The organism is Pseudomonas sp. L-22-4S-12 (assembly GCF_009799935.1).
In the GTDB taxonomy this organism is placed as follows: Bacteria; Pseudomonadota; Gammaproteobacteria; order Pseudomonadales; family Pseudomonadaceae; genus Aquipseudomonas.
This window is the reverse complement of sequence record NZ_WELL01000003.1, coordinates 309,001-334,006: the sequence shown is the minus strand read 5'-3', so window position 1 is coordinate 334,006 and position 25,006 is coordinate 309,001. Positions and strand designations below refer to the sequence as shown.

27 protein-coding genes are annotated in these 25,006 nt (G+C 65.3%); 8 read left to right on the top strand and 19 right to left on the bottom strand.

The annotated features are described in order from the left end of the window. Positions 1 to 35 precede the first annotated feature (35 nt). From F3I16_RS10805 to rplM, 7 genes are all read right to left on the bottom strand, one after another. Positions 36 to 449, bottom strand: a complete 414-nt coding sequence (locus tag F3I16_RS10805; protein ID WP_160082407.1) for a ClpXP protease specificity-enhancing factor — start codon at positions 447 to 449, stop codon at positions 36 to 38. An 18-nt stretch (positions 450 to 467) separates the two neighbouring features. Further along, positions 468 to 1,085 carry a glutathione S-transferase N-terminal domain-containing protein gene (locus tag F3I16_RS10800; protein ID WP_160082409.1) on the bottom strand — a complete coding sequence of 206 codons (618 nt, stop codon included), beginning with the start codon at positions 1,083 to 1,085 and terminating at the stop codon, positions 468 to 470. A 90-nt stretch (positions 1,086 to 1,175) separates the two neighbouring features. Further along, positions 1,176 to 1,958, bottom strand: a complete 783-nt coding sequence (locus tag F3I16_RS10795; RefSeq protein ID WP_160493643.1) for a cytochrome c1 — start codon at positions 1,956 to 1,958, stop codon at positions 1,176 to 1,178. Beyond that, on the bottom strand, positions 1,958 to 3,169 hold the full coding sequence (locus tag F3I16_RS10790) for a cytochrome bc complex cytochrome b subunit (RefSeq protein WP_160083456.1): 1,212 nt from the start codon (positions 3,167 to 3,169) through the stop codon (positions 1,958 to 1,960). The genes F3I16_RS10795 and F3I16_RS10790 overlap by 1 nt, the downstream gene beginning before the upstream one ends. After that, positions 3,169 to 3,762 (bottom strand): ubiquinol-cytochrome c reductase iron-sulfur subunit, encoded by a 594-nt coding sequence (gene petA / locus F3I16_RS10785; RefSeq protein ID WP_160493642.1) that lies wholly within the window; start codon positions 3,760 to 3,762, stop codon positions 3,169 to 3,171. The genes F3I16_RS10790 and petA overlap by 1 nt, the downstream gene beginning before the upstream one ends. 250 nt (positions 3,763 to 4,012) lie before the next feature. Next, on the bottom strand, positions 4,013 to 4,405 hold the full coding sequence (rpsI, locus tag F3I16_RS10780; RefSeq protein ID WP_160488757.1) for a 30S ribosomal protein S9: 393 nt from the start codon (positions 4,403 to 4,405) through the stop codon (positions 4,013 to 4,015). A gap of 14 nt (positions 4,406 to 4,419) precedes the next feature. Further along, positions 4,420 to 4,848 (bottom strand): 50S ribosomal protein L13, encoded by a 429-nt coding sequence (gene rplM / locus F3I16_RS10775; protein WP_016490991.1) that lies wholly within the window; start codon positions 4,846 to 4,848, stop codon positions 4,420 to 4,422. A gap of 277 nt (positions 4,849 to 5,125) precedes the next feature. On the opposite strand from rplM, the gene F3I16_RS10770 reads away from it, so the two are divergent. Beyond that, entirely contained in the window at positions 5,126 to 6,163 is a 1,038-nt protein-coding gene (locus tag F3I16_RS10770) for an NADP(H)-dependent aldo-keto reductase (RefSeq protein ID WP_160493641.1), read from the top strand. Between the two features lie 46 nt (positions 6,164 to 6,209). Here the strand turns inward: F3I16_RS10770 and F3I16_RS10765 are convergent, their stop codons facing one another. Further along, positions 6,210 to 7,346, bottom strand: a complete 1,137-nt coding sequence (locus F3I16_RS10765) for an acyl-CoA dehydrogenase family protein (RefSeq protein WP_160493640.1) — start codon at positions 7,344 to 7,346, stop codon at positions 6,210 to 6,212. 234 nt (positions 7,347 to 7,580) lie between these two features. Between F3I16_RS10765 and F3I16_RS10760 the strand changes: the two genes are divergently transcribed. Then, a complete protein-coding gene (locus F3I16_RS10760) occupies positions 7,581 to 8,483 on the top strand; it encodes a GlxA family transcriptional regulator (protein ID WP_160493726.1) in 903 nt (300 codons plus the stop codon). 110 nt (positions 8,484 to 8,593) lie between these two features. Here the strand turns inward: F3I16_RS10760 and zapE are convergent, their stop codons facing one another. The 3 genes from zapE to F3I16_RS10745 form a co-directional block, all read right to left on the bottom strand. Continuing rightward, positions 8,594 to 9,688, bottom strand: coding sequence for a cell division protein ZapE (gene zapE / locus F3I16_RS10755; protein ID WP_160082421.1), 1,095 nt, complete (start codon positions 9,686 to 9,688; stop codon positions 8,594 to 8,596). 160 nt (positions 9,689 to 9,848) lie between these two features. Next, positions 9,849 to 11,195: a tryptophan--tRNA ligase gene (locus F3I16_RS10750; RefSeq protein ID WP_160493639.1), complete on the bottom strand. Its 1,347-nt coding sequence runs from the start codon at positions 11,193 to 11,195 to the stop codon at positions 9,849 to 9,851. Positions 11,196 to 11,353: 158 nt separating this feature from the next. Further along, entirely contained in the window at positions 11,354 to 11,977 is a 624-nt protein-coding gene (locus F3I16_RS10745) for an alpha/beta fold hydrolase (protein ID WP_160493725.1), read from the bottom strand. A 138-nt stretch (positions 11,978 to 12,115) separates the two neighbouring features. On the opposite strand from F3I16_RS10745, the gene F3I16_RS10740 reads away from it, so the two are divergent. Continuing rightward, entirely contained in the window at positions 12,116 to 12,550 is a 435-nt protein-coding gene (locus F3I16_RS10740) for a ZapG family protein (protein ID WP_160493638.1), read from the top strand. A 170-nt stretch (positions 12,551 to 12,720) separates the two neighbouring features. Here the strand turns inward: F3I16_RS10740 and cysN are convergent, their stop codons facing one another. The 3 genes from cysN to F3I16_RS10725 form a co-directional block, all read right to left on the bottom strand. Continuing rightward, complete coding sequence (gene cysN, locus F3I16_RS10735) at positions 12,721 to 14,616, bottom strand: sulfate adenylyltransferase subunit CysN (protein WP_160493637.1); 1,896 nt, start codon at positions 14,614 to 14,616, stop codon at positions 12,721 to 12,723. A gap of 12 nt (positions 14,617 to 14,628) precedes the next feature. Further along, complete coding sequence (cysD, locus tag F3I16_RS10730) at positions 14,629 to 15,546, bottom strand: sulfate adenylyltransferase subunit CysD (RefSeq protein WP_160493636.1); 918 nt, start codon at positions 15,544 to 15,546, stop codon at positions 14,629 to 14,631. A 131-nt stretch (positions 15,547 to 15,677) separates the two neighbouring features. Beyond that, on the bottom strand, positions 15,678 to 16,436 hold the full coding sequence (locus tag F3I16_RS10725; protein WP_160493635.1) for a Nif3-like dinuclear metal center hexameric protein: 759 nt from the start codon (positions 16,434 to 16,436) through the stop codon (positions 15,678 to 15,680). Between the two features lie 112 nt (positions 16,437 to 16,548). Here F3I16_RS10725 and algW point away from each other — a divergent pair, with 112 nt between their 5' ends. Then, a complete protein-coding gene (gene algW, locus F3I16_RS10720; protein ID WP_160493634.1) occupies positions 16,549 to 17,691 on the top strand; it encodes a Do family serine endopeptidase AlgW in 1,143 nt (380 codons plus the stop codon). Positions 17,692 to 17,813: 122 nt separating this feature from the next. Here the strand turns inward: algW and F3I16_RS10715 are convergent, their stop codons facing one another. Genes F3I16_RS10715 through F3I16_RS10705 form a run of 3 tightly spaced genes read right to left on the bottom strand, consistent with a single transcriptional unit; the run spans position 17,814 to position 20,501 of the window. Next, positions 17,814 to 18,698: a ChaN family lipoprotein gene (locus F3I16_RS10715; RefSeq protein WP_160493633.1), complete on the bottom strand. Its 885-nt coding sequence runs from the start codon at positions 18,696 to 18,698 to the stop codon at positions 17,814 to 17,816. 52 nt (positions 18,699 to 18,750) lie between these two features. Next, positions 18,751 to 19,518: a heme ABC transporter ATP-binding protein gene (locus F3I16_RS10710; protein ID WP_160493632.1), complete on the bottom strand. Its 768-nt coding sequence runs from the start codon at positions 19,516 to 19,518 to the stop codon at positions 18,751 to 18,753. After that, a complete protein-coding gene (locus tag F3I16_RS10705; RefSeq protein ID WP_160493724.1) occupies positions 19,518 to 20,501 on the bottom strand; it encodes an iron ABC transporter permease in 984 nt (327 codons plus the stop codon). The genes F3I16_RS10710 and F3I16_RS10705 overlap by 1 nt, the downstream gene beginning before the upstream one ends. 195 nt (positions 20,502 to 20,696) lie before the next feature. On the opposite strand from F3I16_RS10705, the gene F3I16_RS10700 reads away from it, so the two are divergent. Next, complete coding sequence (locus F3I16_RS10700; RefSeq protein WP_160493631.1) at positions 20,697 to 21,014, top strand: Rieske (2Fe-2S) protein; 318 nt, start codon at positions 20,697 to 20,699, stop codon at positions 21,012 to 21,014. A 51-nt stretch (positions 21,015 to 21,065) separates the two neighbouring features. On the opposite strand, the gene sfsA is transcribed toward F3I16_RS10700, so the two are convergent. Continuing rightward, positions 21,066 to 21,773 carry a DNA/RNA nuclease SfsA gene (gene sfsA, locus F3I16_RS10695; protein WP_160493630.1) on the bottom strand — a complete coding sequence of 236 codons (708 nt, stop codon included), beginning with the start codon at positions 21,771 to 21,773 and terminating at the stop codon, positions 21,066 to 21,068. Next, positions 21,763 to 22,944 (bottom strand): pyridoxal phosphate-dependent aminotransferase, encoded by a 1,182-nt coding sequence (locus F3I16_RS10690; RefSeq protein ID WP_160493629.1) that lies wholly within the window; start codon positions 22,942 to 22,944, stop codon positions 21,763 to 21,765. Before F3I16_RS10690 ends, sfsA begins: the two co-directional genes overlap by 11 nt. Before the next feature lie 194 nt (positions 22,945 to 23,138). Between F3I16_RS10690 and dksA the strand changes: the two genes are divergently transcribed. The 3 genes from dksA (at position 23,139) to F3I16_RS10675 (ending at position 24,954) form a co-directional block, all read left to right on the top strand. Continuing rightward, positions 23,139 to 23,582: an RNA polymerase-binding protein DksA gene (gene dksA, locus F3I16_RS10685; RefSeq protein WP_160493628.1), complete on the top strand. Its 444-nt coding sequence runs from the start codon at positions 23,139 to 23,141 to the stop codon at positions 23,580 to 23,582. Between the two features lie 91 nt (positions 23,583 to 23,673). Next, positions 23,674 to 24,558, top strand: coding sequence for a tRNA glutamyl-Q(34) synthetase GluQRS (gluQRS, locus tag F3I16_RS10680; protein WP_160493627.1), 885 nt, complete (start codon positions 23,674 to 23,676; stop codon positions 24,556 to 24,558). Positions 24,559 to 24,777: 219 nt separating this feature from the next. Next, the gene (locus F3I16_RS10675) at positions 24,778 to 24,954 is read left to right on the top strand and encodes a hypothetical protein (RefSeq protein ID WP_003095129.1); all 177 of its coding nucleotides are present in this window, start codon (positions 24,778 to 24,780) and stop codon (positions 24,952 to 24,954) included. Positions 24,955 to 25,006: the final 52 nt, after the last annotated feature.

Below are 25,006 nucleotides of genomic sequence, written 5' to 3'. Positions count from 1 at the left end.
CCCTTGTCGTTTCTATCCGAGTAACCCGCCAAGACTTACTTGACCACCTTCAGGCTCGGCCGCCCGCTGGGCCGCGACGGCTCGCCACCGGACGGACCATCGTCATCCGGGCCCTGCTCGTCATCATCCTCGTCGACCGGCGGTTCTAGCTCGAAGACCATGCCCTGGCCATTCTCCCGCGCATAGATCGCCAGCATGGCGCCGGCCGGGATGAACAGCGAATGGGCCACCCCGCCGAAACGCCCCTCGAAGCTGACCGCCTCGTTGTCCATGTGCAGGTTGCGCACGGCACTGGGCGACACGTTGAGCACGATCTGCCCGTCGCTGGCGAAGCCCGGCGGCACGCGCACCCCTGGAAACTCCGCACTGACCAGCAGATGCGGTGTGCAATCGTTGTCGAGGATCCACTCGTAGAGGGCTCGCACCAGGTAGGGACGACTGGAATTCATGACGGACGACCTCCTGAGTTAGCGCATGTCGCGTTCGACATCGGACAGACTGGCCTTGAACGCCTCACGGGCGAACTGCCGCTCCATGTAGTCCAGCAGCGGCTTGGCCGGCTTCGGCAACTCGATCCCCAGCAACGGCAAGCGCCAGAGAATCGGCAATAAGCAGCAATCTACCAGACTCAGTTCTTCACTGAGAAAAAACGGCTTATCGGCAAACAGCGGGGATACGCCGGTCAGGCTCTCGCGCAATTCCTTGCGCGCCTGCACCCGGGCCGGTTCCTTGCTGCGCGAATCGAGGATCAGGTCGACCTGCTTGCACCAGTCGCGCTGGATGCGATGGATCAGCAGGCGGCTGTTGGCCCGCGCCACCGGATAGACCGGCAACAGCGGCGGATGGGGGTAACGCTCGTCCAGATACTCCATCACCACGGTCGACTCGTACAGGGCCAGGTCGCGGTCAACCAGGGTCGGCACGCTGCCGTACGGGTTGACTTCGGCCAGCTGCGGCGGGCAACGGCCCGGAGCGACGTCGATGATCTCGGCACTCACGCCCTTCTCGGCCAGCACCAGGCGCACGCGATGGGAGTAGTGATCGGCGGGGTCGGAATAGCAGGCCAACTTATTCGGTGCGGCCATGATGCCCCTCCTTAAAAAACCAGATTGCAGAAACAGAAAAACGCACGCGCCCATTATGGGCGCGTGCGTCTACAGCGGTAACGCGATGGATCAGTGCACGTCCTTCCAGTATTCGCGCTTGAGCAGGTAGGCGAACACGAAGAAGAAGGCCAGGTACAGCAGCACATAGACACCGATGCGCTGGCTCTCCAGCTTGACCGGGTTGGCCGAGTAGGCCAGGAAGCTCACCAGATTGTGGATCTTCTGGTCGAACTCCGCCTCGGTCAGCTTGCCGGTGTTCGGCACGACGGTCAGCTGATCACAGGCTTCGTGGGTGATCGGCGCACCGGTCAGCGGGTCGTACTGCTTCTTGCCGTGCTCGACCACCTGAACCTGCTTGCAACCGATGACCTGGCGACCCTGCAGGTCGACCAGCACGTTCGGCATGCCGACGTTCGGGAAGACCTTGTTGTTCACCCCATAAGGACGAGTCGGGTCTTCATAGAAGGTGCGCAGGTAGGTGTACAGCCAGTCGGTGCCACGCACGCGAGCGACCAGGGTCAGGTCGGGCGGCGCAGCGCCGAACCAGACCTTGGCATCGTTCGGCTGCATGCCGATCTTCATGTGGTCGCCGATCTTGGCGCCAGTGAAGACCAGGTTGTCCATCATCAGCTCTTCCGAGATGCCCAGGTCCTTGGCCACACGCTCGTAGCGCTGGAACTTGGCACTGTGGCAACCCATGCAGTAGTTGGCGAAGGTACGCGCGCCGTCCTGCAGGGCAGCCTTGTCGGCCAGGTCGATATCGACATGGTCATTCGGATACTCGAGTGCCGCCTGAGCCAGAGCAAAGGCCGGCAGTACAGCGAACATCAGTGCGATAAATTGCTTTTTCATCAGCCAGTCACCCTTTCCGGAACCGGTTTAGTCTTCTCCATCCGGGTGTAGAACGGCATCAGGATGAAGTAGGCGAAGTACAGCGCGGTGCAGATCTGCGACAGCAGGGTACGACCCGGAGTCGGGGCCAGCACGCCGAGTACGCCGAGGATCACGAAGGACACGCAGAACACCAGCAGCCAGATCTTGCTCAGCCAGCCCTTGTAGCGCATCGACTTGACCGGGCTACGGTCCAGCCACGGCAGGACGAACAGCACGGCGATGGCGGCGCCCATGGCGATAACGCCGAGCAGCTTGTCCGGAACGGCGCGCAGGATCGCGTAGAACGGCGTGAAGTACCACACCGGGGCGATGTGCGCCGGGGTCTTGAACGGGTTGGCCTGTTCGAAGTTCGGCTTCTCGAGGAAGTAACCACCCATCTCCGGGAAGAAGAACACGATGGCGCAGAAGACGAACAGGAAGACCACCACGCCGACGATGTCTTTCACGGTGTAGTAGGGATGGAAGGCGATGCCGTCGAGCGGAATGCCGTTCTCGTCCTTCTTCTTCTTGATGTCGACTCCGTCCGGGTTGTTCGAACCGACTTCGTGCAGCGCCAGGATGTGCAGCACGACCAGGCCGAGCAGGACGATCGGCAGGGCGATCACGTGCAGGGCGAAGAAACGGTTCAGGGTGATGCCGGAAATCAGGTAGTCACCGCGGATCCACTGGGTCAGGTCATCGCCGATCACCGGGATGGCACCGAACAGCGAGATGATCACCTGGGCGCCCCAGTAGGACATCTGGCCCCACGGCAGCAGGTAACCCATGAAGGCTTCTGCCATCAGGCACAGGTAGATCAGCATGCCGAAGATCCACACCAGCTCGCGCGGCTTCTGGTAAGAGCCGTAGAGCAGGCCGCGGAACATGTGCAGGTAGACCACCACGAAGAACGCCGAGGCGCCCGTGGAGTGCAGGTAGCGGATGATCCAGCCGAACTCCACATCACGCATGATGTATTCGACGGAAGCGAAGGCTTCCTCGGCGGACGGGGTGAAGCTCATGGTCAGCCAGATACCGGTAACGATCTGGTTGACCAGCACCAGCAGTGCCAGGGAGCCAAAGAAATAGAAGAAGTTGAAGTTCTTCGGAGCGTAATACTTGGACAGATGGTCTTCCCACATCTTGGTCGCGGGGAAGCGCGCATCGACCCATGCCATGAACTTGTTCATCATGCCTTCTCCTGGTCCACGCCGATGACGATCACATCATCCGACTCGTACGAATACGGCGGCACCGGCAGGTTCAAGGGTGCAGGCTGGGCCTTGTAGACACGCCCAGCGAGGTCGTAGCGGGAACCGTGGCAGGGGCAGAAGTAGCCACCCACCCACTCGGCACCGAGGTCGGCCGGCGCGACTTCCGGACGGAAGGACGGCGAGCAGCCCAGGTGCGTGCACAGACCGACCAGCACCAGCAACTCGGGCTTGATCGAACGGGTCTTCTTGTCGACATAGGTCGGCTGCACCGAGGCAGCGGATTCCGGGTCGGCAACGATGCCTTCGAGCTTGGCCAGGTTACCGAGAATCTCCTCGGTACGGCGCACGATGAACACCGGCTGGCCGCGCCATTCAGCAATCATCTGCTGGCCGGCCTCGACCTTGCTGATATTCACTTTCACCGGTGCACCAGCGGCCTTCGCCTTGGCACTGGGGAACCATGACCCCACAAACGGAGTCGCAGCACCCACCGCTCCGGCAGCGCCCACCACAGAAGTGGCCGCTACCAGGAAGCGACGCCGGCCTGCATTCACGCCGTCATTGCTCATTCAGTCGTCTCCCATCAGCTTTGTGGCCTGTTGTTCAGGCCTCTACTAGGTAAAAAGCTAGCCGCACAAAATTTGCCGAATGGTAAAGAAAAGCCCCTTTTCTGACAAGGTAATTACCGGATACAAATTGCCCGGAAGCCTTGCCAGCCGCGGGATTCACCAATGCGGCACGTTGTCGCAGGGCATATAGGCGCCCATAAAAAACGCCCAGTTCCGAAAGGAAACTGGGCGCTTTTGAACGCAGCAGCGATTAACGCTTGGAGTACTGAGGACGCTTACGCGCCTTACGCAGACCCACTTTCTTACGTTCAACTTCACGAGCATCGCGAGTGACGAAGCCAGCTTTACGCAGAGCCGGACGCAGACCTTCGTCGTAGTCCATCAGAGCGCGGGTGATACCGTGACGGATCGCACCAGCCTGACCGCTGACACCACCACCGAGAACGGTGACGTAGATGTCGAACTTCTCGGTGGTCTCGGTCAGCTCCAGCGGCTGACGCACGACCATGCGAGCGGTTTCGCGACCGAAGAAGGTATCCAAGGTGCGGTTGTTGATGGAGATCTTGCCAGTACCCGGACGCAGGAAGACGCGTGCGGTAGCGGTCTTGCGACGGCCAGTGCCGTAATTTTGAGTCGCCGACATAATGAACTATTCCGTTAAATCTTCAGTTCTTGGGGCTGCTGAGCGGTGTGCGGGTGAACAGCACCCTTGTACACCTTCAGCTTGCGGTACATGTCGCGACCCAGCGGGTTTTTCGGCAGCATGCCCTTGACCGCGGTCTCGATCACGCGCTCGGGGGCCTTGGCGATCAGCTTCTCGAAGTTGATCTCCTTGATGCCACCCGGGAAACCGGAGTGCGAGTAGTACATTTTGTCGGTGGTCTTGGCACCGGTCACACGCACCTGCTCGGCGTTGATCACGACGATGTAGTCGCCGGTATCAACGTGCGGAGTGTATTCCGGCTTGTGCTTGCCACGCAGACGGCTTGCAATTTCAGTGGCCAGACGACCCAGGGTCTGGCCAGCAGCGTCGACGACGTACCAGTCGCGCTTAACAGTTTCCGGTTTTGCAGTAAAAGTCTTCATTCGCTATAGCCTCAGGGGCCGCCCTGAAAATAAGACGGCGGATCTTACTGAATAGTGCTTGCTTTGACAAGTCAAAGACGGCCGGAAAACAGACGCTATCGGGGGCTCGGGTCAGCGCGTCCGCTACGGCGGGGGTTTCGGCGGGCTAGGCATCCCCACCTTCTTTCTCGAACAGGCTAGGCATCCCCGCCGAGAAAGCCGCGAAATTATGCCGATTACTGCAAAAATAGCAACCTGCTTTATGCTTGCCGTTTCCGCCACAGCCAAGGAGCAGCGCATGGAATACCGTCAACTGGGCCGCAGCGACCTCAAGGTCAGCGCACTGTGCCTGGGCAGCATGACCTGGGGCGAGCAGAACGACGAGAGCGAGGGTTTCGCCCAGATCGACCGCGCCCGCGCCGCCGGAATCAATTTCCTCGACACCGCCGAGATGTACCCGGTGCCGCCCCGCGCCACGACCTATGGCGCCACCGAACGGATCATCGGCAACTACTTCAAGGCCCGCGGTAACCGCAGCGAGTGGGTTCTCGCCAGCAAGGTGGCCGGCCCCGGCAACGGCATCGGCCATATCCGCGACGGCCAGCTCAAACACAACCGCGCGCACATAGTCGCCGCGCTCGACGCCAGCCTGCAGCGCCTGCAGACCGAGTGGATCGACCTGTATCAGCTGCACTGGCCGGAACGCAGCACCAACTTCTTCGGCCAGCTCGGCTACCGCCACCAGGAGCAGGACTTCACCCCGCTGCAGGAAACCCTGGAAGTGCTCGGGGAGCAGGTCAAGGCCGGCAAGATCCGCCATATCGGCCTGTCCAACGAAACCCCCTGGGGCACCATGAAGTACCTGCAACTGGCCGACAGCCTGGGCCTGCCGCGCACGGTATCGGTACAGAACCCCTACAACCTGCTCAACCGCAGCTTCGAAGTGGGCCTGGCCGAGGTGGCGATGCGCGAGCAGTGCGGCCTGCTGGCCTACTCGCCACTGGCGTTCGGCATGCTCTCCGGCAAGCATGAGAACGGTGCGCGCCCGGCCAATGCACGGATCACCCTGTTCAGCCGCTTCACCCGCTACACCAATGCGCAATCCCAGGCCGCCTGTAGCCGCTACGTCAAGCTGGCCGAGGAACACGGCCTGGACCCAGCACAGATGGCCCTGGCCTTCGTCACCCGCCAACCCTTCGTCACCAGCAACATCATCGGCGCCACCAGCCTGGAGCAACTGGAAAGCAACCTGGGCAGCATGAGCCTGGAGCTGAGCGAGGAACTGCTGACGGCCATCGAGGCGATCCACCGCGAGCAGCCCAATCCCGCGCCATGAAACGAAAGAGCCCGGCATTCGCCGGGCTCCTCGCAAGCAGTCGCACTTACAGGGCGCGACTGATGATTTCCTTCATGATCTCGTTGGTGCCGGCGTAGATACGCTGCACGCGCGAGTCGGCCCAGGCGCGGGCGATCGGGTACTCCAGCATGTAGCCGTAGCCACCGTGCAGCTGCACGCACTCGTCGATCACCTTGCACTGCAGGTCGGTGCTCCAGTACTTGAGCATCGCCGCAGTCGGCACATCCAGCTTGCCTTGCAGGTGCAGCTCCAGGCAGCGATCGACGAACACCCGACCAATCTGGATCTCGGTGGCCATCTCGGCCAGCTTGAAGCGGGTGTTCTGGAAGTCCGCTACCGCCTTGCCGAACGCCTTGCGCTCGCGGGTGTAGTCCTTGGTCCACTCGAGCGCCGCCTCGGCCGAGCTGATGGCCAGCAGCCCCACGGTCAGGCGCTCCTGCGGCAGCTCCTGCATCAGGTAGACGAAGCCCATGCCCTCCTTGCCCAGCAGGTTTTCCTTGGGCACGCGCACGTCCTGGAAGAACAGCTCGGAGGTGTCCTGGGCCTTCATGCCGACCTTCTCCAGGCGCTTGCCCTTGGCGAAGCCCGGGGTGTTGGCCTCGACCAGGAACAGACTGATGCCCTTGGCCCCGGCCTTGGCGTCGGTCTTGGCGACGACTATCACCAGATCGGCGAGGAAGCCGTTGGTGATGAAGGTCTTCGAGCCATTGATCACGTACTCCTCGCCGTCCAGCACGGCAGTGGTCTTCACCCCCTGCAGGTCGGAACCGGTGCCCGGCTCGGTCATGGCGATGGCCGTGACCAGCTCACCACTGACCAGCTTGGGCAGGTAGTGCTTCTTCTGCTCCTCGCTGCCGTAATGCAGGATGTACGGCGCAACGATGTCCGAGTGCAGGGAGAAGCCGATGCCGGACAGCCCCAGACGCGACTGCTCCTCGATCACCACGGCGCTGTAGAGGAAGTCGGCGCTCATGCCGCCGTATTCTTCCGGAATGTGCGAGCAGAGCATGCCGGCCTCGCCTGCCTTGTTCCACAGGGCGCGGTCGATATGGCCATCCTTCTCCCACTGGGCATGAAAAGGCACGGCCTCCTGCTCGAAGAATTTGCGCACGGACTCGCGAAACTGTTCGTGCTCGTGACTGAACAGGGTTCTTGGAATCATTGTTACACCTGCATCTGAGTGGTCATTGAGTGAGCATCACTCTAGGCCAGGCCAGAAGGTCTAGACACTGGACACATGCGACAAAAAATAAGACGATCCAGCCACTGAATGACCGTTTCACCACCAATAAGAATAATTGCCATGCCTGCGACAACCGCCCAGACCCGCATCTGCATCCTCGCCACCGAAGGTGTGTTCGCCGCCACCCTGATGCAGGCGCGCGACTTCTTCCACATGGCCGGCCTGCGCTACAGCAAGCAGCAAGGCCTGGACCAGGCCACCAACTTCCAGATCCGCGTGGTCAGCCCGGACGGCCTGGACGTAACCAGTTTCAGCCAGGCCAACATCCAGGTGGATGGTGCCCTGGAAGCGGCCGACGTGATCATCCTGCCGGCCTTCTGGGGCGACTTCGACGAGCTGCGCCAACGCCACCCGCAGATCATCCCCTGGCTGCGTGAACAGCATGCCGCCGGCGCCGCCCTGTGCGGCGAAGCCACCGGGGTGTTCTGGATGGCCGAGGCCGGCCTGCTCGACGGCAAGGAGGCGACCACCTACTGGCGCTTCTTCCGCGAGTTCGCCGAGCGCTTCCCCAAGGTGCTGCTCAACCAGGACAAGCACCTGTCGGATGCCGACAACCTGTACTGCGCCGGCGGCGTCACCTCGGCCTGCGACATGTACATCTACCTGATCGAACGCTACTGCGGCGCCTCCATCGCCCAGGGCGTGGCCCGCGACATCCTCTACGAGACCCAGCGCAGCTACAGCCCCGGGCGCATCGGTTTCGGCGGGCAGAAGCTGCACCAGGACGTGGCCATCCTGCAGGTGCAGCAGTGGCTGGAAGAGCATTTCGCCGAGAAATTCCGCATCGAGGACGTGGCCCGCGAGCACGGCATGAGCATCCGCAACTTCATGCGCCGGTTCCAGAGCGCGACCGGCGACAAGCCCCTGCACTACCTGCAGCGCCTGCGCATCGAGACGGCCAAGAGCCTGCTCAGCTCCACGCGCAAGAGCATCAAGACCATCAGCTACGAAGTCGGTTACGACGACGCCAGCTTCTTCGCCCGCCTGTTCCGCCAGCACGCCGAGCTGTCGCCCAACCAGTACCGCCGGCAGTTCCTGCACAAGGACGGCGCCTGAGAGCTTACTTAGGATCTTTTGTGCGTCGTCGATATAGCGTTAAAAACAGTTTCTGAAACGAAAAAGGGGTTGCCGACTGGCAACCCCTTTCTTGTTCAGCACGGACCGGCTTATGGCTTGTGCGCGCGCGACAGGAACTCGTGGGACTGCATCTCCAGCAGGCGGCTCAGGGTGCGCTGGAACTCGAAGCTCAGGCGCCCGCCGGTGTACAGGTCCTTCAGCTCCACTTCGGCGGAAATGATCAGCTTGACGTTGCGGTCGTAGAACTCGTCCACCAGGTTGATGAAGCGCCGCGCCATGTCGTCCTTGGCCACGCCCATCTGCTCGACGTTGGCCAGGATCACCGCGTGGTAGATCTTGCCCAGCTCGATGTAGTCGTTCTGGCTGCGCGGGCCGTCGCACAGCTCGCGGAACTCGAACCAGGCGACGTCGTCGCCTTCCTTGCGCGCCATGATCGCGCGGTTCTCGATCATCAGCGCCTTGTTCTCCTCCACCACGCAGTGCTCGGGCAGCAGGCTGCGGAAGCTCTTGTCCAGGCTGATTTCGGCCTCGGCATCCAGCGGCCAGTGGAACAGCTCGGCCTGCTCCAGGGCACGCAGGCGGTAGTCGACGCCGCTGTCGACGTTGACCACCTCGGTGTGCTGCTTGACCAGGGCGATCGCGGGCAGGAAGCGCGCGCGCTGCAGGCCGTCCTTGTACAGGCCGTCCGGAACGATGTTGGAGGTCGCCACCAGGGTCACGCCGTTCTTGAACAGCTCCTCCAGCAGGGTGGCGAGGATCATCGCGTCGGTGATGTCGGAAACGAAGAACTCGTCGAAGCAGATCACCCGCGCCTCGTCGGCGAAACGCTTGCCGATGATGGTCAGCGGGTTCTTCTCGCCCTTGAGGGTCTTCATTTCCTCGTGCACGCGCTTCATGAAGCGGTGGAAGTGGGTGCGCATCTTCTGCGGGAACGGCAGCGCATCGAAGAAGGTATCGACCAGGTAGGTCTTGCCGCGGCCGACCCCCCCCCAGAAATACAGGCCCTTGACCGGCCCCTGGCGCTTCTTGCCGAACAGGCCGCCGAGCAGGCCCGGCTTGCTCTTGGAGTCGGCCACCAGGTCGTCATACAGGCGCTGCAGATGACGCACGGCAGTTTCCTGGGCGGCGTCGTGGAAGAAGTCCGGCCGTTGCAGGTCGGCCTGGTAGCGCGCAAGAGGAGTCATGATGGGAAATTCGGTAACAAAAACGGGGCGGTCACTTTAACGACGGCCCCGTTGATTAGCAATCGTAGGTTGGGTTGAGCGCAGCGAAGCCCAACGAACAGTGGCGACATGGCCATGTTGGGCTTCGCCGCTACGCGCCTCAACCCAACCTACGCAGCGTTTATTCCTGCGGCGCCAAAGCCTCACGCAGACGGGCAATACCTGCGTCACGTGCGCCGGCATCGGCGAAGGCCGGGCTCTCGCCGACCAGCTCGTCATCCAGCCACAGGCCGAAGCCTTCGCCCTGCTCACGCACATCCAGCGCCTCACCGGACTGCAGGCGCTTGCTGGCCTGGCCCGCGGCCTTGCCATCGGCAAAGGACTTGGACAGCAGCAGCTGCTCGCCGGCGGCATCCAGCAGGCGGAAACGGAAGCTGCCGTCCTCGTCGCGGAAGCTGACGAAGCGTGCGCTCTTGACCGCCTTCTTCTTACCGGTTTCGCCGCCCTGCGCCTGGCTGCGGAAGGAACGCAGGCCCACCGCCTCGCGCAGCTCGCCAAGGAACGGGGTGGCGGTCTTGCGCGCCTTGGCCGCGCCGGCGAGGAGGATGTCTTCCAGATCCGCCGGGCGCTCGATCAGTGCGTGGTAACGCTCGCGCGCCTCGCCCAGTTCGTTGTCGAGCAGCTGGAACAGGCGCTGCTTGGCTTCGCCCCAGGCCAGCCCGGCGAGCAGATCACTGCGGAACTCGGCCTGCTGGGCCGGGGTGGCGAAGGCCTGGAACAGGGTGAACAGGTGCGAGCTGTCCGGATCCTTGGCTTCGCCCGGCAGCCGGGAGTCGGTGACGATGCGGGCGATGGCGTCCTTGAGCTGCTTGGCCGAACCGAACAGCGGGATGGTGTTGTCGTAACTCTTGCTCATCTTGCGCCCGTCGAGGCCGGGCAGGGTCGCCACTTCTTCCTCGATCACCGCCTCGGGCAGGGTGAACAGTTCCTTGCCGTTGCCGAACAGGTGGTTGAAGCGCTGACCGATGTCGCGGGCCATTTCCACGTGCTGGATCTGGTCGCGACCGACCGGCACCTTGTGCGCGTTGAACATCAGGATGTCCGCGGCCATCAGCACCGGGTAGCTGAACAGGCCCATGGTGATGCCGGCATCCGGGTCCTCGCCCTGCTCGATGTTCTTGTCCACCGAGGCCTTGTAGGCGTGGGCGCGGTTGAGCAGGCCCTTGCCGGCCACGCAGGTGAGCAGCCAGCACAGCTCGGGAATCTCGGGGATGTCGGACTGGCGGTAGAAGGTCGCCTTGTTCACGTCCAGGCCGCAGGCCAGCCAGGTGGCGGCGATCTCCAGGCGCGAGCGCTGGATGCGCGCCGGATCATCGCACTTGATCAGCGCGTGGTAGTCGGCGAGGAAGTAGAACGAGTCCGCATCGGCGGCGCGGCTGGCGACGATGGCCGGGCGGATGGCGCCCGCGTAGTTGCCCAGGTGCGGCGTGCCGGTGGTGGTGATGCCAGTCAGGATTCGGGTGGTCATGTTCGAATATCGCCGTACTTGAGCCTGTTTAGGATTTCGCGAGCTAGAGCCAGGCAAGGCAAAAACAGGCGAGGAAGCGGAGTTTACTAGTGGTAAATGAGCATTCCGAGCCTGTTTTTAACGCCGCATGGCCGACGCGCAGCAAATCATCAACAGGCTCAAAGACGTGGCTGCACCAGACCTTTCAGTTCGGGCAGCTTGCCGTGAAAAAAGTGGCCGCATTCTGCCACTTTCAGCAGCTCATGAGGACGTTGCAGCGCCGCCGACCAGGCGAATACCAGGGCGGGATCTATCACTTCGTCCTGCTCGGGCTGGATCACCACCAGCTCGCCGGCGGCCGGCAGCTGTTCCGGCGCCTGCAGGCGCTGCACCGCCGGGGCGACCATGAACAGTCGCTGCGCGCCTTCGCCCTGCGCCTCCAGGCGGCCGCCCAGGGCCGCGGCGACGAAGCCGCCGAAGGAGAAGCCGAACAGGCTCAGCGGCAACTGGGGATGCGCGGTGCGCAGCCAGCGTGCGGCCGCTTCGGCATCGTCCACTTCGCCGCTGCCCATGTCATGGCTGCCGGCACTGGCGCCGACGCCGCGGTAGTTGAAGCGCAGGGTGCTGTAGCCCATGTCGCGCACCGCGCGCTGCAGGGTGGAGACCACCTTGTTGAGCATGGTGCCGCCCTGCACCGGGTTGGGGTGGCAGAGCAGCGCCACGCCCTTGGCGTCCGGCACTTCGAGGTAGAGGGCTTCCAGCGGGCCGCAGGGGCCTTCGAGAGAGAGAGGGGTTTCGCGGATCAACTGCGGGAACTCCGTGACCCCGGGTCGGGTCGACACGTCTTGGTTAGGCACAACGCACAACACGGCTCGCAAGCGGTATACAGCGCGGTTTGGAGCCGCTACCGTAAAGCAAAGCCGTATAGAGAGGAAGGACTCGTGGAACAGACGATATCGCCCTGGTTGCTCACCGCCATTGCCCTGCTGGGTGGCGCCGCCATCGGCTTTGCCCTGGCGCGCCTGCTGCCCAATGCCGCGCCCAGCCGCACCCAGCGCCAGCTGGATGAAATGCAGCAGCGTTTCGACTCCTACCAGAGCGAGGTGGTGACCCACTTCAACACCACCGCCAGCTTGGTGAAGAAGCTCACCCAGAGCTACCAGGAAGTGCAGGAACACCTGGCCGAGGGCGCCAACCGCCTGGCCCTCGACGAACTGACCCGCCAGCGCCTGCTCGCCGCCCTGCAGGCCGAAGACGGCAGCGAAAAACGCGAACGCCTGACCCCGCCGAAAAGCAACGAAGCCCCCAAGGACTACGCGCCGAAAGCACCGGATGCCCCGGGCACGCTGGACGAGGCCTTCGGCCTCAAGCGTTGATCTGCGCTTAACCGCCGAGAAAAAGCCCCGCCGATGCGGGGCTTTTTTATTGAACCAGGTGCAGGTTAATCCGCAGGAGCGTGCACCCAGGCAACAGCGTGGTGGGCAGCCCCACCAGCCACACACAAAAAAGCCCCGCACCAGGCGGGGCTTTCGGTCAGCCGGCGGGCTTAGATCGCGCCGCGGCTACGCAGCAGATCGAGCACCTGCTTGACGCCCTCTTCCACCGACAGGCTCTGGGTGTCGATCACCAGATCGGCATCCAGCGGCACGTCGTAGGGGAAGGATTCGCCGGGGATATTGTCGCCCCCCGCCGCATACAACCCCTGCGGATCACGCTCGCGGCACACGGCCGGCGAAGCCTGGACGTAGACGGTGAGCAGACGCTCGTTGCCGATCGCCGCCTTGGCCTGTTCGCGGCCTTCGGCATCCGGAGCGACGAAAGCAGCCAGGGTCAGCAGGCCGGCCTCGTTGAACTGCTTGGCCACGTGGGCGGCACGCCGCCAGTTCTCGGTGCGCCCGGCACGGTCCTGCGGCAGGCCCTTGTTCAGGTCATGGCGCAGGTTCTGGCCGTCCAGCACGTACACGGCGCGGCCCAGGTCGAACAGCTTGCGCTCCACGGCGTAGGCCAGGGTGCTCTTGCCGGCGCCGGACAGGCCCGAAAACAGCACGGTGGCTGGCTGTTGGCCGAAGCGTGCAGCGCGCTCCTCGGTCGAGACATGAGCCAGCTTGCCATGGTGCTCATGGCTGCCAGCGGTGGGCTTGGCGATGATCATGCCGGCACCGACGGTGCCGTTGGTCAGCCGGTCGATGACGATGAAGGCACCGGTGGTGCGGTTCTGCGCGTAGCCGTCGAGGGCGATCGGCGCATCCAGGGCGACCTTGACCTTGCCGATCTCGTTGAGCTGCAGGCTGCTCGCCGGGCCTTCTTCCAGGGTATTCACATCGACGCGGTGGGCGATGCTGGCGATCGAGCCCGGCACGTAGCTGGTGGCGCGCTTGATATCGTATTTCTTGCCCGGCAGCATCGGCTCCTCGGCCATCCACACCAGCATGGCGTCGAAGCTGTCGCTGATCTGCGGACGGTTGTCGGCATGCACCAGCATGTCGCCACGGGACACGTCGATCTCGTCTTCCAGGGTCAGGGTGATCGCCTGGCCCGGGCCGGCCTGCTCCAGTTCGCCTTCGTAGGTGACGATGGACTTGACCTTGCTGCCCTTGCCCGACGGCAGGGCGACCACTTCGTCGCCCTTGCGCACGATGCCGCTGGCCAGGGTGCCGGCGAAGCCGCGGAAGTTCAGGTTGGGGCGGTTGACGTACTGCACCGGGAAACGCAGATCGTCGAAGTTGCGGTCGCCGGCGACTTCCACGGTCTCGAGGATTTCCATCAGCGACTGGCCGGTGTACCAGGGCGACTGCTCGCTCTTGTTCACCACGTTGTCGCCCTTGAGCGCCGACATCGGCACGAAGTGCAGGGAGCTCGGCTTCAGGCTGATCTTGTCGGCGAAGGCCAGGTAGTCGGCCTTGATCTGCTCGAACACGCCCTGATCGAAGCCCTTGAGGTCCATCTTGTTGATGGCGACGACTATGTGCTTGATACCCAGCAGGGAGGCGATGAAGCTGTGGCGCTTGGTCTGGGTCTGCACCCCGTAGCGCGCGTCGATCAGGATGATCGCCAGGTCGCAGGTGGAGGCGCCGGTGGCCATGTTGCGGGTGTACTGCTCATGGCCGGGGGTGTCGGCGATGATGAATTTGCGCTTGGCGGTGCTGAAGTAGCGGTAGGCCACGTCGATGGTGATGCCCTGCTCGCGCTCGGCCTGCAGGCCGTCGACCAGCAGCGCCAGGTCCACTTCATCGCCGGTGGTGCCGACCTTCTTTGAATCCTTGGTGATGGCTTCCAGATGGTCTTCGTAGATCATCTTGGTGTCGTGCAGCAGGCGCCCGATCAGGGTGCTCTTGCCGTCGTCGACGTTGCCGCAGGTGAGGAAACGCAACAGTTCTTTGCGTTCGTGCTGGGCCAGGTACGCAACGATGTCCTGGCTGATCAGATCGGATTGATGGCTCATGGTGCGCAGTCCTTAGAAATAGCCCTGACGTTTCTTCTCTTCCATCGACCCGGCGCCGTCGTGATCGATCACGCGGCCCTGGCGTTCGGAAGTACGGGTCAGGAGCATTTCCTGGATGATGTCGGTCAGCGTGGTCGCCGTGGACTCCACCGCGCCGGTCAGCGGGTAGCAGCCGAGGGTGCGGAAACGCACCATCTTCTTGGTGATGCGGGCTTTCTCTTCGTCCGACAGGTGCTCGAGGATGCGCTCGTCGTCGATCATGATCAGCGTGCCGTTCTTCTCGATCACTTCGCGCTCGGCGGCAAAGTACAGCGGCACGATCGGGATCTGTTCCAGGTAGATGTACTGCCAGATGTCCAGCTCGGTCCAGTTGGACAGCGGGAACACGCGGATCGACTCGCCCTTCTTGACCTTGCCGTTGTACACATTCCACAGCTCGGGACGCTGGTTCTTCGGGTCCCAGCGGTGCTTGCTGTCGCGGAAGGAATACACGCGCTCCTTGGCGCGGGACTTCTCTTCGTCGCGACGCGCGCCACCGAAGGCGGCGTCGAAACCGTACTTGTCCAGCGCCTGCTTGAGACCCTCGGTCTTCATGATGTCGGTGTGCTTGGCACTGCCGTGGGTGAAGGGGTTGATGCCCTGCGCCACGCCATCCGGGTTGACGTGGGTGATCAGGTCCAGGCCCATCTCGGCGACCATCTTGTCGCGGAAGCTGTACATCTCCTGGAATTTCCAGCGAGTGTCCACGTGCATCACCGGGAACGGCAGCTTGCCAGGGAAGAAGGCCTTGCGCGCCAGGTGCAGCATCACGGCGGAATCTTTGCCGATGGAGTACAGCATCACCGGGTTGTCGAATTCGGCGGCCACTTCACGAATGATGTGGATGCTTTCCGCCTCGAGCTGTTTCAGGTGCGTCAGTTTGTCGAGCATGGTTACTCTCGAAATACAGGATAACGGCCGGCGGGCCGTGGACGAGGGCGCACTCTAGCACAGCGCCCTCTTCTATTCAGGGCACTGGTTAGATCGAAAAGATCTAGTTTTATGCCCGGAAAATCAGCGCTTTATATGGGGTTCGGGCAGTCGATGAACAGATGCTCCACGGCAAAGCGCCGCGCCAGGTACTCGCCCAGCGCCTGCACACCGTAACGCTCGGTGGCGTGGTGGCCGGCGGCGATGAAACTGATGCCGTTCTCGCGGGCGCTGTGGAAGGTCTGCTCGGAGGCCTCGCCGGTGAGGAACAGGTCGACGCCGGCGGCGATGGCATCATCGATATAGCCCTGGCCACCGCCGGTGCACCAGCCGATCCGCCGGATCGGCCCCGCGCCTTCCACCAGCAGCGGCTCGCGCCCCAGCACCTCCTGCACCCGGCGGGCGAAGTCGCGGGCGCTCATCGGTTCGGCCAGCGAACCGAGCAGGCCGACCACCTTGGGATTGTCGGCATCGAGCGGGCCTTCGATGGTGATGTCGAGCTGGCGCGCCAGCTGCACGTTGTTGCCGACTTCCGGGTGCAGGTCCAGCGGCAGGTGGTAGGCCAGCAGGCTGATGTCGTGGCTCAGCAGGGTCTGCAGGCGGCGACGCTTGATCCCGGTAATGCAGGCATCCTCGCCCTTCCAGAAGTAGCCGTGGTGCACCAGCACCACGTCGGCCTCGGCCTCCACCGCGGCATCCAGCAGCGCCTGGCTGGCGGTGACACCACTGACGATGCGCCGCACCTGCGGGCGGCCCTCGACCTGCAGGCCGTTGGGGCAATAATCGCCGATCCGTGCGGCATTCAGGAAACGGTCGGCTTCCTCGACCAGGGTACGCAGCGCGATGGCCATGGGGATTCCTCACAAGCTGTTGCGGGCACTGCTTTCTGACGCAGCGCACCTCTATAATGCCGCCACCTTAAGGGCCGCTCCGTGCCCTCGCAACCCTCAGGATTCTCCCCCGATGCTCAAGGCCCTGCGTTTCTACGGCTGGCCCCTGCTGGCCGGCCTGCTGCTGGCGATGCTGATCATCCAGCGTTACCCGCAGTGGGTCGGCCTGCCCAGCCAGGACGTCAACCTGCAGCAGGCGCCGCGCTACGGCATGGTCCAGGAAGGCCCGGTGTCCTACGCCGAGGCGGTCGGTCTGGCCGCGCCGGCGGTGGTCAACCTGTACACCACCAAGGTGGTCAGCCGCTCGGCGGCGCCGATGTTCGACGACCCGGTGTTCCGCCGCTTCTTCGGCGACAACCTGCCCAAGCAGCGGCGCATGGAGTCGAGCCTGGGTTCGGCGGTGATCATGAGCGCGGAAGGCTACCTGCTGACCAACAACCATGTCGTAGCCGGTGCCGACCAGATAGTGGTGGCCCTCAAGGACGGCCGCGAAACCCTGGCCCGGGTGATCGGCAGCGACCCGGAAACCGACCTGGCCGTGCTCAAGATCGACCTCAAGGACCTGCCGGCCATCACCCTCGGCCGCTCCGACCAGATCAACATCGGCGACGTCACCCTGGCCATCGGCAACCCCTTCGGCGTCGGCCAGACCGTGACCATGGGCATCATCAGCGCCACCGGGCGCAACCAGCTGGGCCTCAACACCTACGAGGACTTCATCCAGACCGACGCGGCGATCAACCCCGGCAACTCCGGCGGCGCGCTGGTCGATGCCCACGGCAACCTGATCGGCATCAACACGGCGATCTTCTCCAAGTCCGGCGGCTCCCAGGGCATCGGCTTCGCCATCCCGGTCAAGCTGGCCACCGAAGTGATGAGGGCCATAGTCGAGCACGGCCAGGTGATCCGCGGCTGGCTGGGTATCGAGGTGCAACCGCTGACCCCGGAGCTGGCCGAATCCTTCGGCCTGCAGAGCCGCGCCGGCATCCTGGTCGCCGGCATCTACCGCGACGGCCCGGCGCAGAAGGCCGGCCTGCAGCCGGGCGACCTGATCCTCAGCATCGCCGGCGAAGCCGCCATCGACGGCCGCCGCTCGATGAACCAGGTGGCGCGCACCAAGCCCGGCGAGAGCATCGCCATCGAGGTGCTGCGCGGCGGCGAGACCCTCGCGCTGAGCGCCGAAGTGGGCATGCGCCCGCCGCAGAGCACCCAGTAACAACCAAGCCCGGCACCCGCCGGGCTTTTTCTTGAAGCACCAGCCGCGTCTACGAACCAGCAGCCTTGCGCGCCTGCGCAGAGTGCGCCGTGCGCACCGGGGTCCCGCACGAACAGGCGCGCCTAACGGCGCAACTGCGCGCAGTGATCCTGTGCCGGCATGGCCGCGGTGTACCAGACATAGTCGGCGCTGCCCGGCTCGACCGTGGTGCCCGCCTCGGCCAGGATCAGCACGGCATTGCCCTGCGCCGCGCCCAGGTCGGCCAGGTGCAGCGGCACGCCGAGGTCCCTGCGCACGTGGAAGGCGCCGGCCAGCAGCAGGGCCGGCTGCGGCGCGGCCAGCAGGCGTTCGGCCATGCGCCGGTCGCGCTGCTGCTGCACGGCGAGCATGGCCGGCAACTGGCTGTCCGGCAGCAAGCCGCAGTGCGACTCGCGGATATCGGCCAGCAGCGCCGCCTGCACCGCCGGCGCGCTGGAGGCCGCCCCGCTCAGCGCCGGACGCTGGCGATAGACCTGCATGAGCTCGCCGCGATCGAGGTTGGCCGCCAGCAGCGGATAGGGCTGGCGCAGCGCATGACTGACCAGCGGCCCGTACAGCGACCAGGCCCAGCTCGTCTGCCAGGCCAGCGCGACAAAGGGATCGCCAAGCTGCTCACCCGCACGGGCATGCCCTTGGGCCTGCTCGATCCTGGCCTGCTGATCCGGATTGAGCATCTCCAGCAGCACACTGCCCTGGGCACGCCGCGCCGCCAGCTCGCGCAGCAGCCAGAGTTGCAGGGCATGGTGATCGGGGTTGTCGTGCTGCTCGCCGACCAGCACCCGCGGCGCCTGGGCCAGGCGTTCGACCAGCTGCTCCGGTGTCAGCCACTCGCCGCTGGCCGGATCGAGGATCCGGCCCAGCCGGGGATGATCGCGCCCCTCGGGGGCAATGGGGGCTGGCGGCGGCAGCACGCCACGGGACTGGCAGGCCGCCAGCAGGACAAGAGCACAGAGCAACAACATACGCATGGACATTTCCTTGGATATCCGCACCAGCAGCCCAGGCCGGCGGATAAACCCATCAGCGCGCCACGATCAGCGGATGGCCGCGCTCGGGATGGCGCTGGATCAGCACCTGCAAGCCGAACACCGCCTCCAGCCCTGCCGCGTTGAGCACCTCATCCGGGGTCCCCAGGGCGTGGGGCCGACCGTGCTGCAGCAGGAGGATGCGGTCGCAATAGCGCGCCGCCAGGTTGAGGTCATGCAGGATCACCAGCACCGCCGCGCCGCGCCCGGCGAACTCGCGCACGGCCTGCAGGGTGGTGTGCTGGTGCAACGGGTCGAGCATCGAAGTCGGCTCGTCGAGCAGCAGGGTCTGCCCCGCCGCACCCGGCCACAGCTGCGCCAGCACCCGCGCCAGGTGCACGCGCTGGCGCTCGCCGCCGGACAGCGCCAGGTAGCTGCGCCCGGCCAGGTGCGCGGCATCGGCGGCGCGCAGGGCTTCGCCGACTATCTCGTCGTCGCGCTGCCGCCCGCTGGCGTGGGGCAGACGGCCCAGGCCGACCACCTGCTCCACCGCGAAAGAGAAGCTCAGAGTCGAACTCTGCGGCAGCACGGCCAGGCGCCGCGCCCGCGCCGGCCCGGGCCACTCGGCCAGGGGCAGGCCGGCCAGGCTGACCTCGCCCCGGGCCGCTTTCAGCTCGCCGCACAGGGCGCCAAGCAGGCTGCTCTTGCCCGCGCCGTTGGGCCCGAGCACGCCGAGCACTTCGCCGGGGTGCAGCTGCAGATCGACATCCGCCAGCACGGTGCAAGGGCCGCGCTGCACCGCCAGGTTCCTGGCCCGCAACATCAGGTGCGCCCCCGCAGCAATAGATAGAGAAAGAACGGCGCGCCGAGCAGCGCGGTGACGATGCCGATCGGCAGCTCCGCCGGCGCCAGCAGCAAACGCGCGACCAGGTCGGCGAGCAGCAGCAGGCTGGCGCCGGCCAGCAGGGAGGCCGGCAGCAGCACGCGATGATCGGGACCGACCAGCAGGCGCATCAGGTGCGGCACCACCAGGCCGATGAAGCCGATCAGCCCGGCCGCCGCCACCGCCGCGCCGACGCCCAGGGCCGTGCACAGCACCAGCTCCAGCTTGATCCGCTCGACATCGAAGCCCAGGTGGCGCGCCTCCGACTCGCCCAGCAGCAGTGCATTCAGCGCCGCCGCCCGCCGCGGCAGCCAAGCGGCCACGCCGAGGGTCACCAGCAGCAGCGGCCACAGCCGCGAGTAGCTGGCGCCATTCAGGCTGCCGAGGTTCCAGAAGGTCAGGCTGCGCAGGGTGGCGTCGTCGGCCAGGTAGGTGAACAGGCCCACGCCGGCGCCGGCCATGGCAGTCAGCGCCACCCCGGCCAGGAGCATGGTGGCGACATGGGTCTGCCCGTCGCGGCGGCCGAAGCGGTAGACCAGCGCAGTCACCGCCAGGCCGCCGCCGAAGGCACAGAGCGACAACAGATAAGGCTCCAGCACCGGCGGCAGGCCGCCCAGGTAGCTGCCGCCGACGATGGCGATGGCCGCGCCCAAGGCCGCACCGCCGGACACCCCGACCAGGCCGGGGTCGGCCAGCGGGTTGCGGAACAGGCCCTGCATGGCCACCCCGGACAGCGCCAGCACGGCGCCCACGGCCAGGCCGAGCAGGCTGCGCGGCAGGCGGATCTGGCCGAGGATCAGTTCGGCCTGCTGCAAGCCCTCACCCTCCAGCGGCACGCCGAGCAGGCGCAGGGCGGCCTGCAGGGTATCGGCCAGCGGCAGGCTGATCGGGCCCAGGGCCAGGGACAGCCACAGCGCCAGCAGCAGCAACAGGCCCAGGGCGATCAGCAGCGGGCGTGGTCGAACGATGGCGGTCATGGGCGGCTTTCGGCAGTCGGGGTGCGCGCAAGGATAAAAGGCTGCCGCCGCTACCGCCAGCGCATCCGCCAGGGGCGGCGCGCGCCCTAGCCCAGCGTCACGCCCATGCGGGATAATCCCCCACCTAGCGCGGAGATCTCCATGAAGCTTCTATGCGCCCCGCACGAGCTGGCCGAAGGCCAGAGCCGGGGCTTTGTCGTGCACGACCAGCAGCTGGTGGCGGTACGCCGCGACGGCCGCGCCTATGTCTACCGCAATCGCTGCCCGCACCGCGGCCTGACTCTGGAATGGCGCGCGGACGACTTTCTCGATGCCAGCGGCAGCCTGCTGCAGTGCGCCCACCACGGCGCGCTGTTCCTTATAGAAAGCGGCGAATGCCTGACCGGGCCCTGCGCCGGTCAGGCGCTGCAGGCACTGGAGTGCCGCGAAGATACCGACGGTATCTGGATCAAGCCCTAGGGTGCGCCGCGCACCAGACACTTGCGAGTCGCTATCGGTGCGCAGCGCCCCCTACAGCAGCACCTCCAGGCGGCGCACCAGGCGCATGGCCTGCGGCGTGATCTCGGCACCATAGGCCAGCACCTCGACACCCGCCGCCCTGGCCTCGCGCAGGCCCGCCGCATAGGCCGGGTCGATTTCCGCGGCCACGCGCACCGCCTCGATCCCGCTCAGGTTCACGCAATACAGCTGCACCGCGCGCACGCCCTGGCGCGCCAGGCTCGCCAGCTCGCGCAGGTGCTTGGCGCCGCGGGCGGTAACGGCATCGGGAAAGGCCGCCACGGCCGTATCCGGGAACCCCAGGGTGACGCTCTTCACCTCGACCCAAGCCGGCCCAGCGGGGTAATCCAGGCGGAAATCTGCCCGGCTGTTCTCCGCGCCGAAGGGCACCTCGCGCCGGAGCGCGGTGAAGCCAGCCAGCTCGCCGATCACCCCGGCCCGCAGGGCCTCCTCGACCAGGGCATTGGCCCGCGCGGTATTGATGCAGGCCAGCCGGCCCTGCGGCGTCTCGCCCAGCTCCCAGGTGCCCGGCAGCTTGCGCCGGGGGTCGCTGGAGCGGCTGAACCAGACCCGGCAGCCCTCGCTCATGCAGTTGAGCATGGAGCCGGTGTTGGGGCAGTGAATGGTCAGCTGCTCGCCGCCGGCCGTCTCGATATCGGCGAGGAAGCGCTTGTAGCGGCGCAGCAGACGGCCCTCCTCCAGGGGTGGATCAAACCGCATCGGGGCGCCAGCTCTTCAGGCCGCGGGCGATGCGCTCGACCGCCTGCTGCAGGCGCTCGACGCTCTGCGTGTAGGCGAAGCGCACATGGTGCCCGGCCAGGTGCCGGCCAAAGTCCAGCCCGGGAGTGAAGGCCACGTGCTCGGTCTCGAGAAAGTGCCGGCAGAAGGCAAAAGCATCGCCGCCGAACGCGGAGATGTCGGCATACAGGTAGAAGGCGCCTTCCGGCTCCACGGCGATCCTGAAGCCCAGCTCACGCAGGGCCGGCAGCAGGTAGTCGCGGCGGCGCTGGAATTCGTGGCGGCGCTCTTCGAGGATGGCCAGGGTGGCCGGCTCGAAGCAGGCCAGCGCGGCATGCTGGGCCATGCTCGGGGCGCTGATGTAGAGGTTCTGCGCCAGCTTCTCCAGCTCGCCCACCGCATTGCTCGGCGCCACCAGCCAGCCCAGGCGCCAGCCGGTCATGCCGAAGTACTTGGAGAAGCTGTTGAGGACGAAGGCGTCGTCGTCCACCTGCAGCACGCTGGCCGCCTCGCAGCCGTAGGTCAGGCCGTGGTAGATCTCGTCGACCACCAGGTGGCCGCCACGCTCCTTGAGCGCGCTCGACAGCGCGGCCAGCTCGTCCCGGTGCAGCAGGGTACCGGTGGGGTTGGCCGGCGAGGCGACCAGGGCGCCGACGCTGTCGTGGTCCCAGTAGCGCTCGACCAGCTGCGGGGTGAGCTGGTAGCGGCTGTCCGGGCCGACCGGCACCAGCTGCGCGGCGCCTTCGACCAGGCGCAGGAAGTGGCGATTGCACGGGTAGCCGGGGTCGGCCAGCAGCCAGTGCTTGCCCGGGTCGACCAGCAAGCTGGCGGCCAGCAGCAGGGCGCCGGAACCGCCGGGAGTGATCAGGATGCGCCCGGGGTCGATGCTCAGGCCGTAGCGGCTGGCGTAGAAGCCGGCGATCGCCTCGCGCAGCGCCGGAATGCCGCGCGCCGCCGTGTAGCGGGTATGCCCGGCGGCCAGGGCCGCCTGGCCGGCGGCAACGATCGGCGCGGCGGTGGTGAAGTCCGGCTCGCCGATTTCCAGGTGGATCACATCATGGCCGGCGGCCTGCAACTCGTTGGCGCGGGCCAGCAGGGCCATGACGTGGAACGGTTCGATGGCGCGACTGCGCGCACTGAAGGGCTGGGCCATTGGCCTTCCTTTATCTAGGCAAAGGGTGGATTCTAACTAACTGCTCGACCAGGCTGCAGCAACATGGACAACCGGGAGTAGCATCGCCCGAATTGATCTGGTAAGTTCGCCCGCTTGCAGCCGCAGGCCCGGCCCTGCCGGTAAAGGAACAGATCCTGCGCTAGTGGATCAGAGAGAGTGAGAGGCGGCCATCCATGCCCACCAAAGCAAAACCAAGCAGTAGCCATCTGGCCCGCGGTTTCGAGCCCTATAAAGAGAAAAAGGGCGAGGAATACATGGGCGAGCCAATGCGAGCTCACTTCACCAACATCCTCAACAAGTGGAAGCTGGAGCTGATGCAGGAAGTGGATCGTACCGTGCATCACATGCAGGACGAAGCTGCCAACTTCCCGGACCCAGCCGACCGCGCCAGCCAGGAAGAAGAGTTCAGCCTGGAACTGCGCGCCCGTGACCGCGAGCGCAAGCTGATCAAGAAGATCGACGAAACCCTGCAGCTGATCGAAGACAACGAGTACGGCTGGTGCGATTCCTGCGGCGTCGAAATCGGTATCCGCCGCCTCGAAGCCCGCCCGACCGCGACCCTGTGCATCGACTGCAAGACGCTGGCGGAAATCAAGGAAAAACAGATCGGTTCCTGATTCCGGACGGGGCGCTCAGGCGCCCCGTTGCATTTCTGCCCCCTGATCAGCGGGCTGGTCTGACGATGCCCGCGCAGACATCATGCAGCCCATGAACACCTCCTATATCGGGCGCTTCGCCCCCACGCCCAGTGGCTACCTGCACTTCGGCTCACTGGTCGCCGCCCTCGCCTCCTATCTCGACGCCCGTCATGTCGGCGGCCAGTGGCTACTGCGCATGGAAGACCTCGACCCGCCGCGCGAAGTGCCCGGCGCCCAGGATGCCATCCTGCGCACCCTGGAAACCTACGGCTTCCAATGGGACGGCCCGCTGGTGCGCCAGAGCGAACGCCTGCCGGCCTATGCCGCGGTTCTCGAGCAACTGTTCAACCAGGGCCTGGCCTATGCCTGCACCTGCTCGCGCAAGCAGCTGGAGGGCCACGGCGGCATCTACCCGGGTTTCTGCCGCAATGCCGGCCACCCGGCCCACGACGCGGCCATTCGCCTGCGCGTGCCGGAGCTGGAATACCGCTTCACCGACCGCGTGCAGGGCGAGTTCGGCCAGCACCTGGGCCGCGAAGTCGGCGATTTCGTCATCCGCCGCCGCGACGGCCTGTACGCCTACCAGCTGGCGGTGGTGCTGGACGATGCCTGGCAGGGCATCACCGATGTGGTGCGCGGCGCCGACCTGCTCGACTCCACCCCGCGCCAGCTGTACCTGCAGGAGCTGCTCGGCCTGCGCCAGCCGCGCTACCTGCACGTGCCGCTGCTGATCCAGCCGGACGGCCACAAGCTGGGCAAGAGCTACCGTTCGCCGCCGCTGCCCGCCGACCAGGCCCCGGCGTTGCTGCTGCGTGCGCTACGCGCCCTCGGCCAGCCGGCGCCGGCGGAGCTGGCCGGAGCCAGCGCCGCCGAGCTGCTGGCCTGGGGCACGCGCCACTGGGACGCCGCGCGCATCCCGCGCCGGCGGACCCTGGCCGAAGCCCAGCTACGCTGAGCTGCTCAGACCGTAGGTTGGGTTGAGGAGCATAGCGACGAAGCCCAACGACCCAGCCGCTGACCGTTGGGCTTCGCTACGCTCAACGCCAACCTACCTACGCCTGCACGAATCTCCGTGACCTAGCGCGCAGACCTGGCCCCGAACAAGCGCAGCGCACGACTGCCGTCCGGGTAACGAATCCGCTACCATCGCGACAACTCCGACACGAGACCCGGCATGTACATCTACCGACTGGTCCTGCTCCTGGTAGTGGGGATCTACCTGTTTTCCCCGGCCATCATGGACTGGTGGATCGACCCCAACGGTGCCTGGTATCGCCCCTACCTGCTGTGGCTGATCCTCATCGTGGTGACCTTCATCCTGCAGAGCCAGCGTGATGCCGATGAGCTTTGAGCGATATCGAAGCAAAGGCGCCAACCGCCCTCTGGATGCCCAGCAGAGCTGG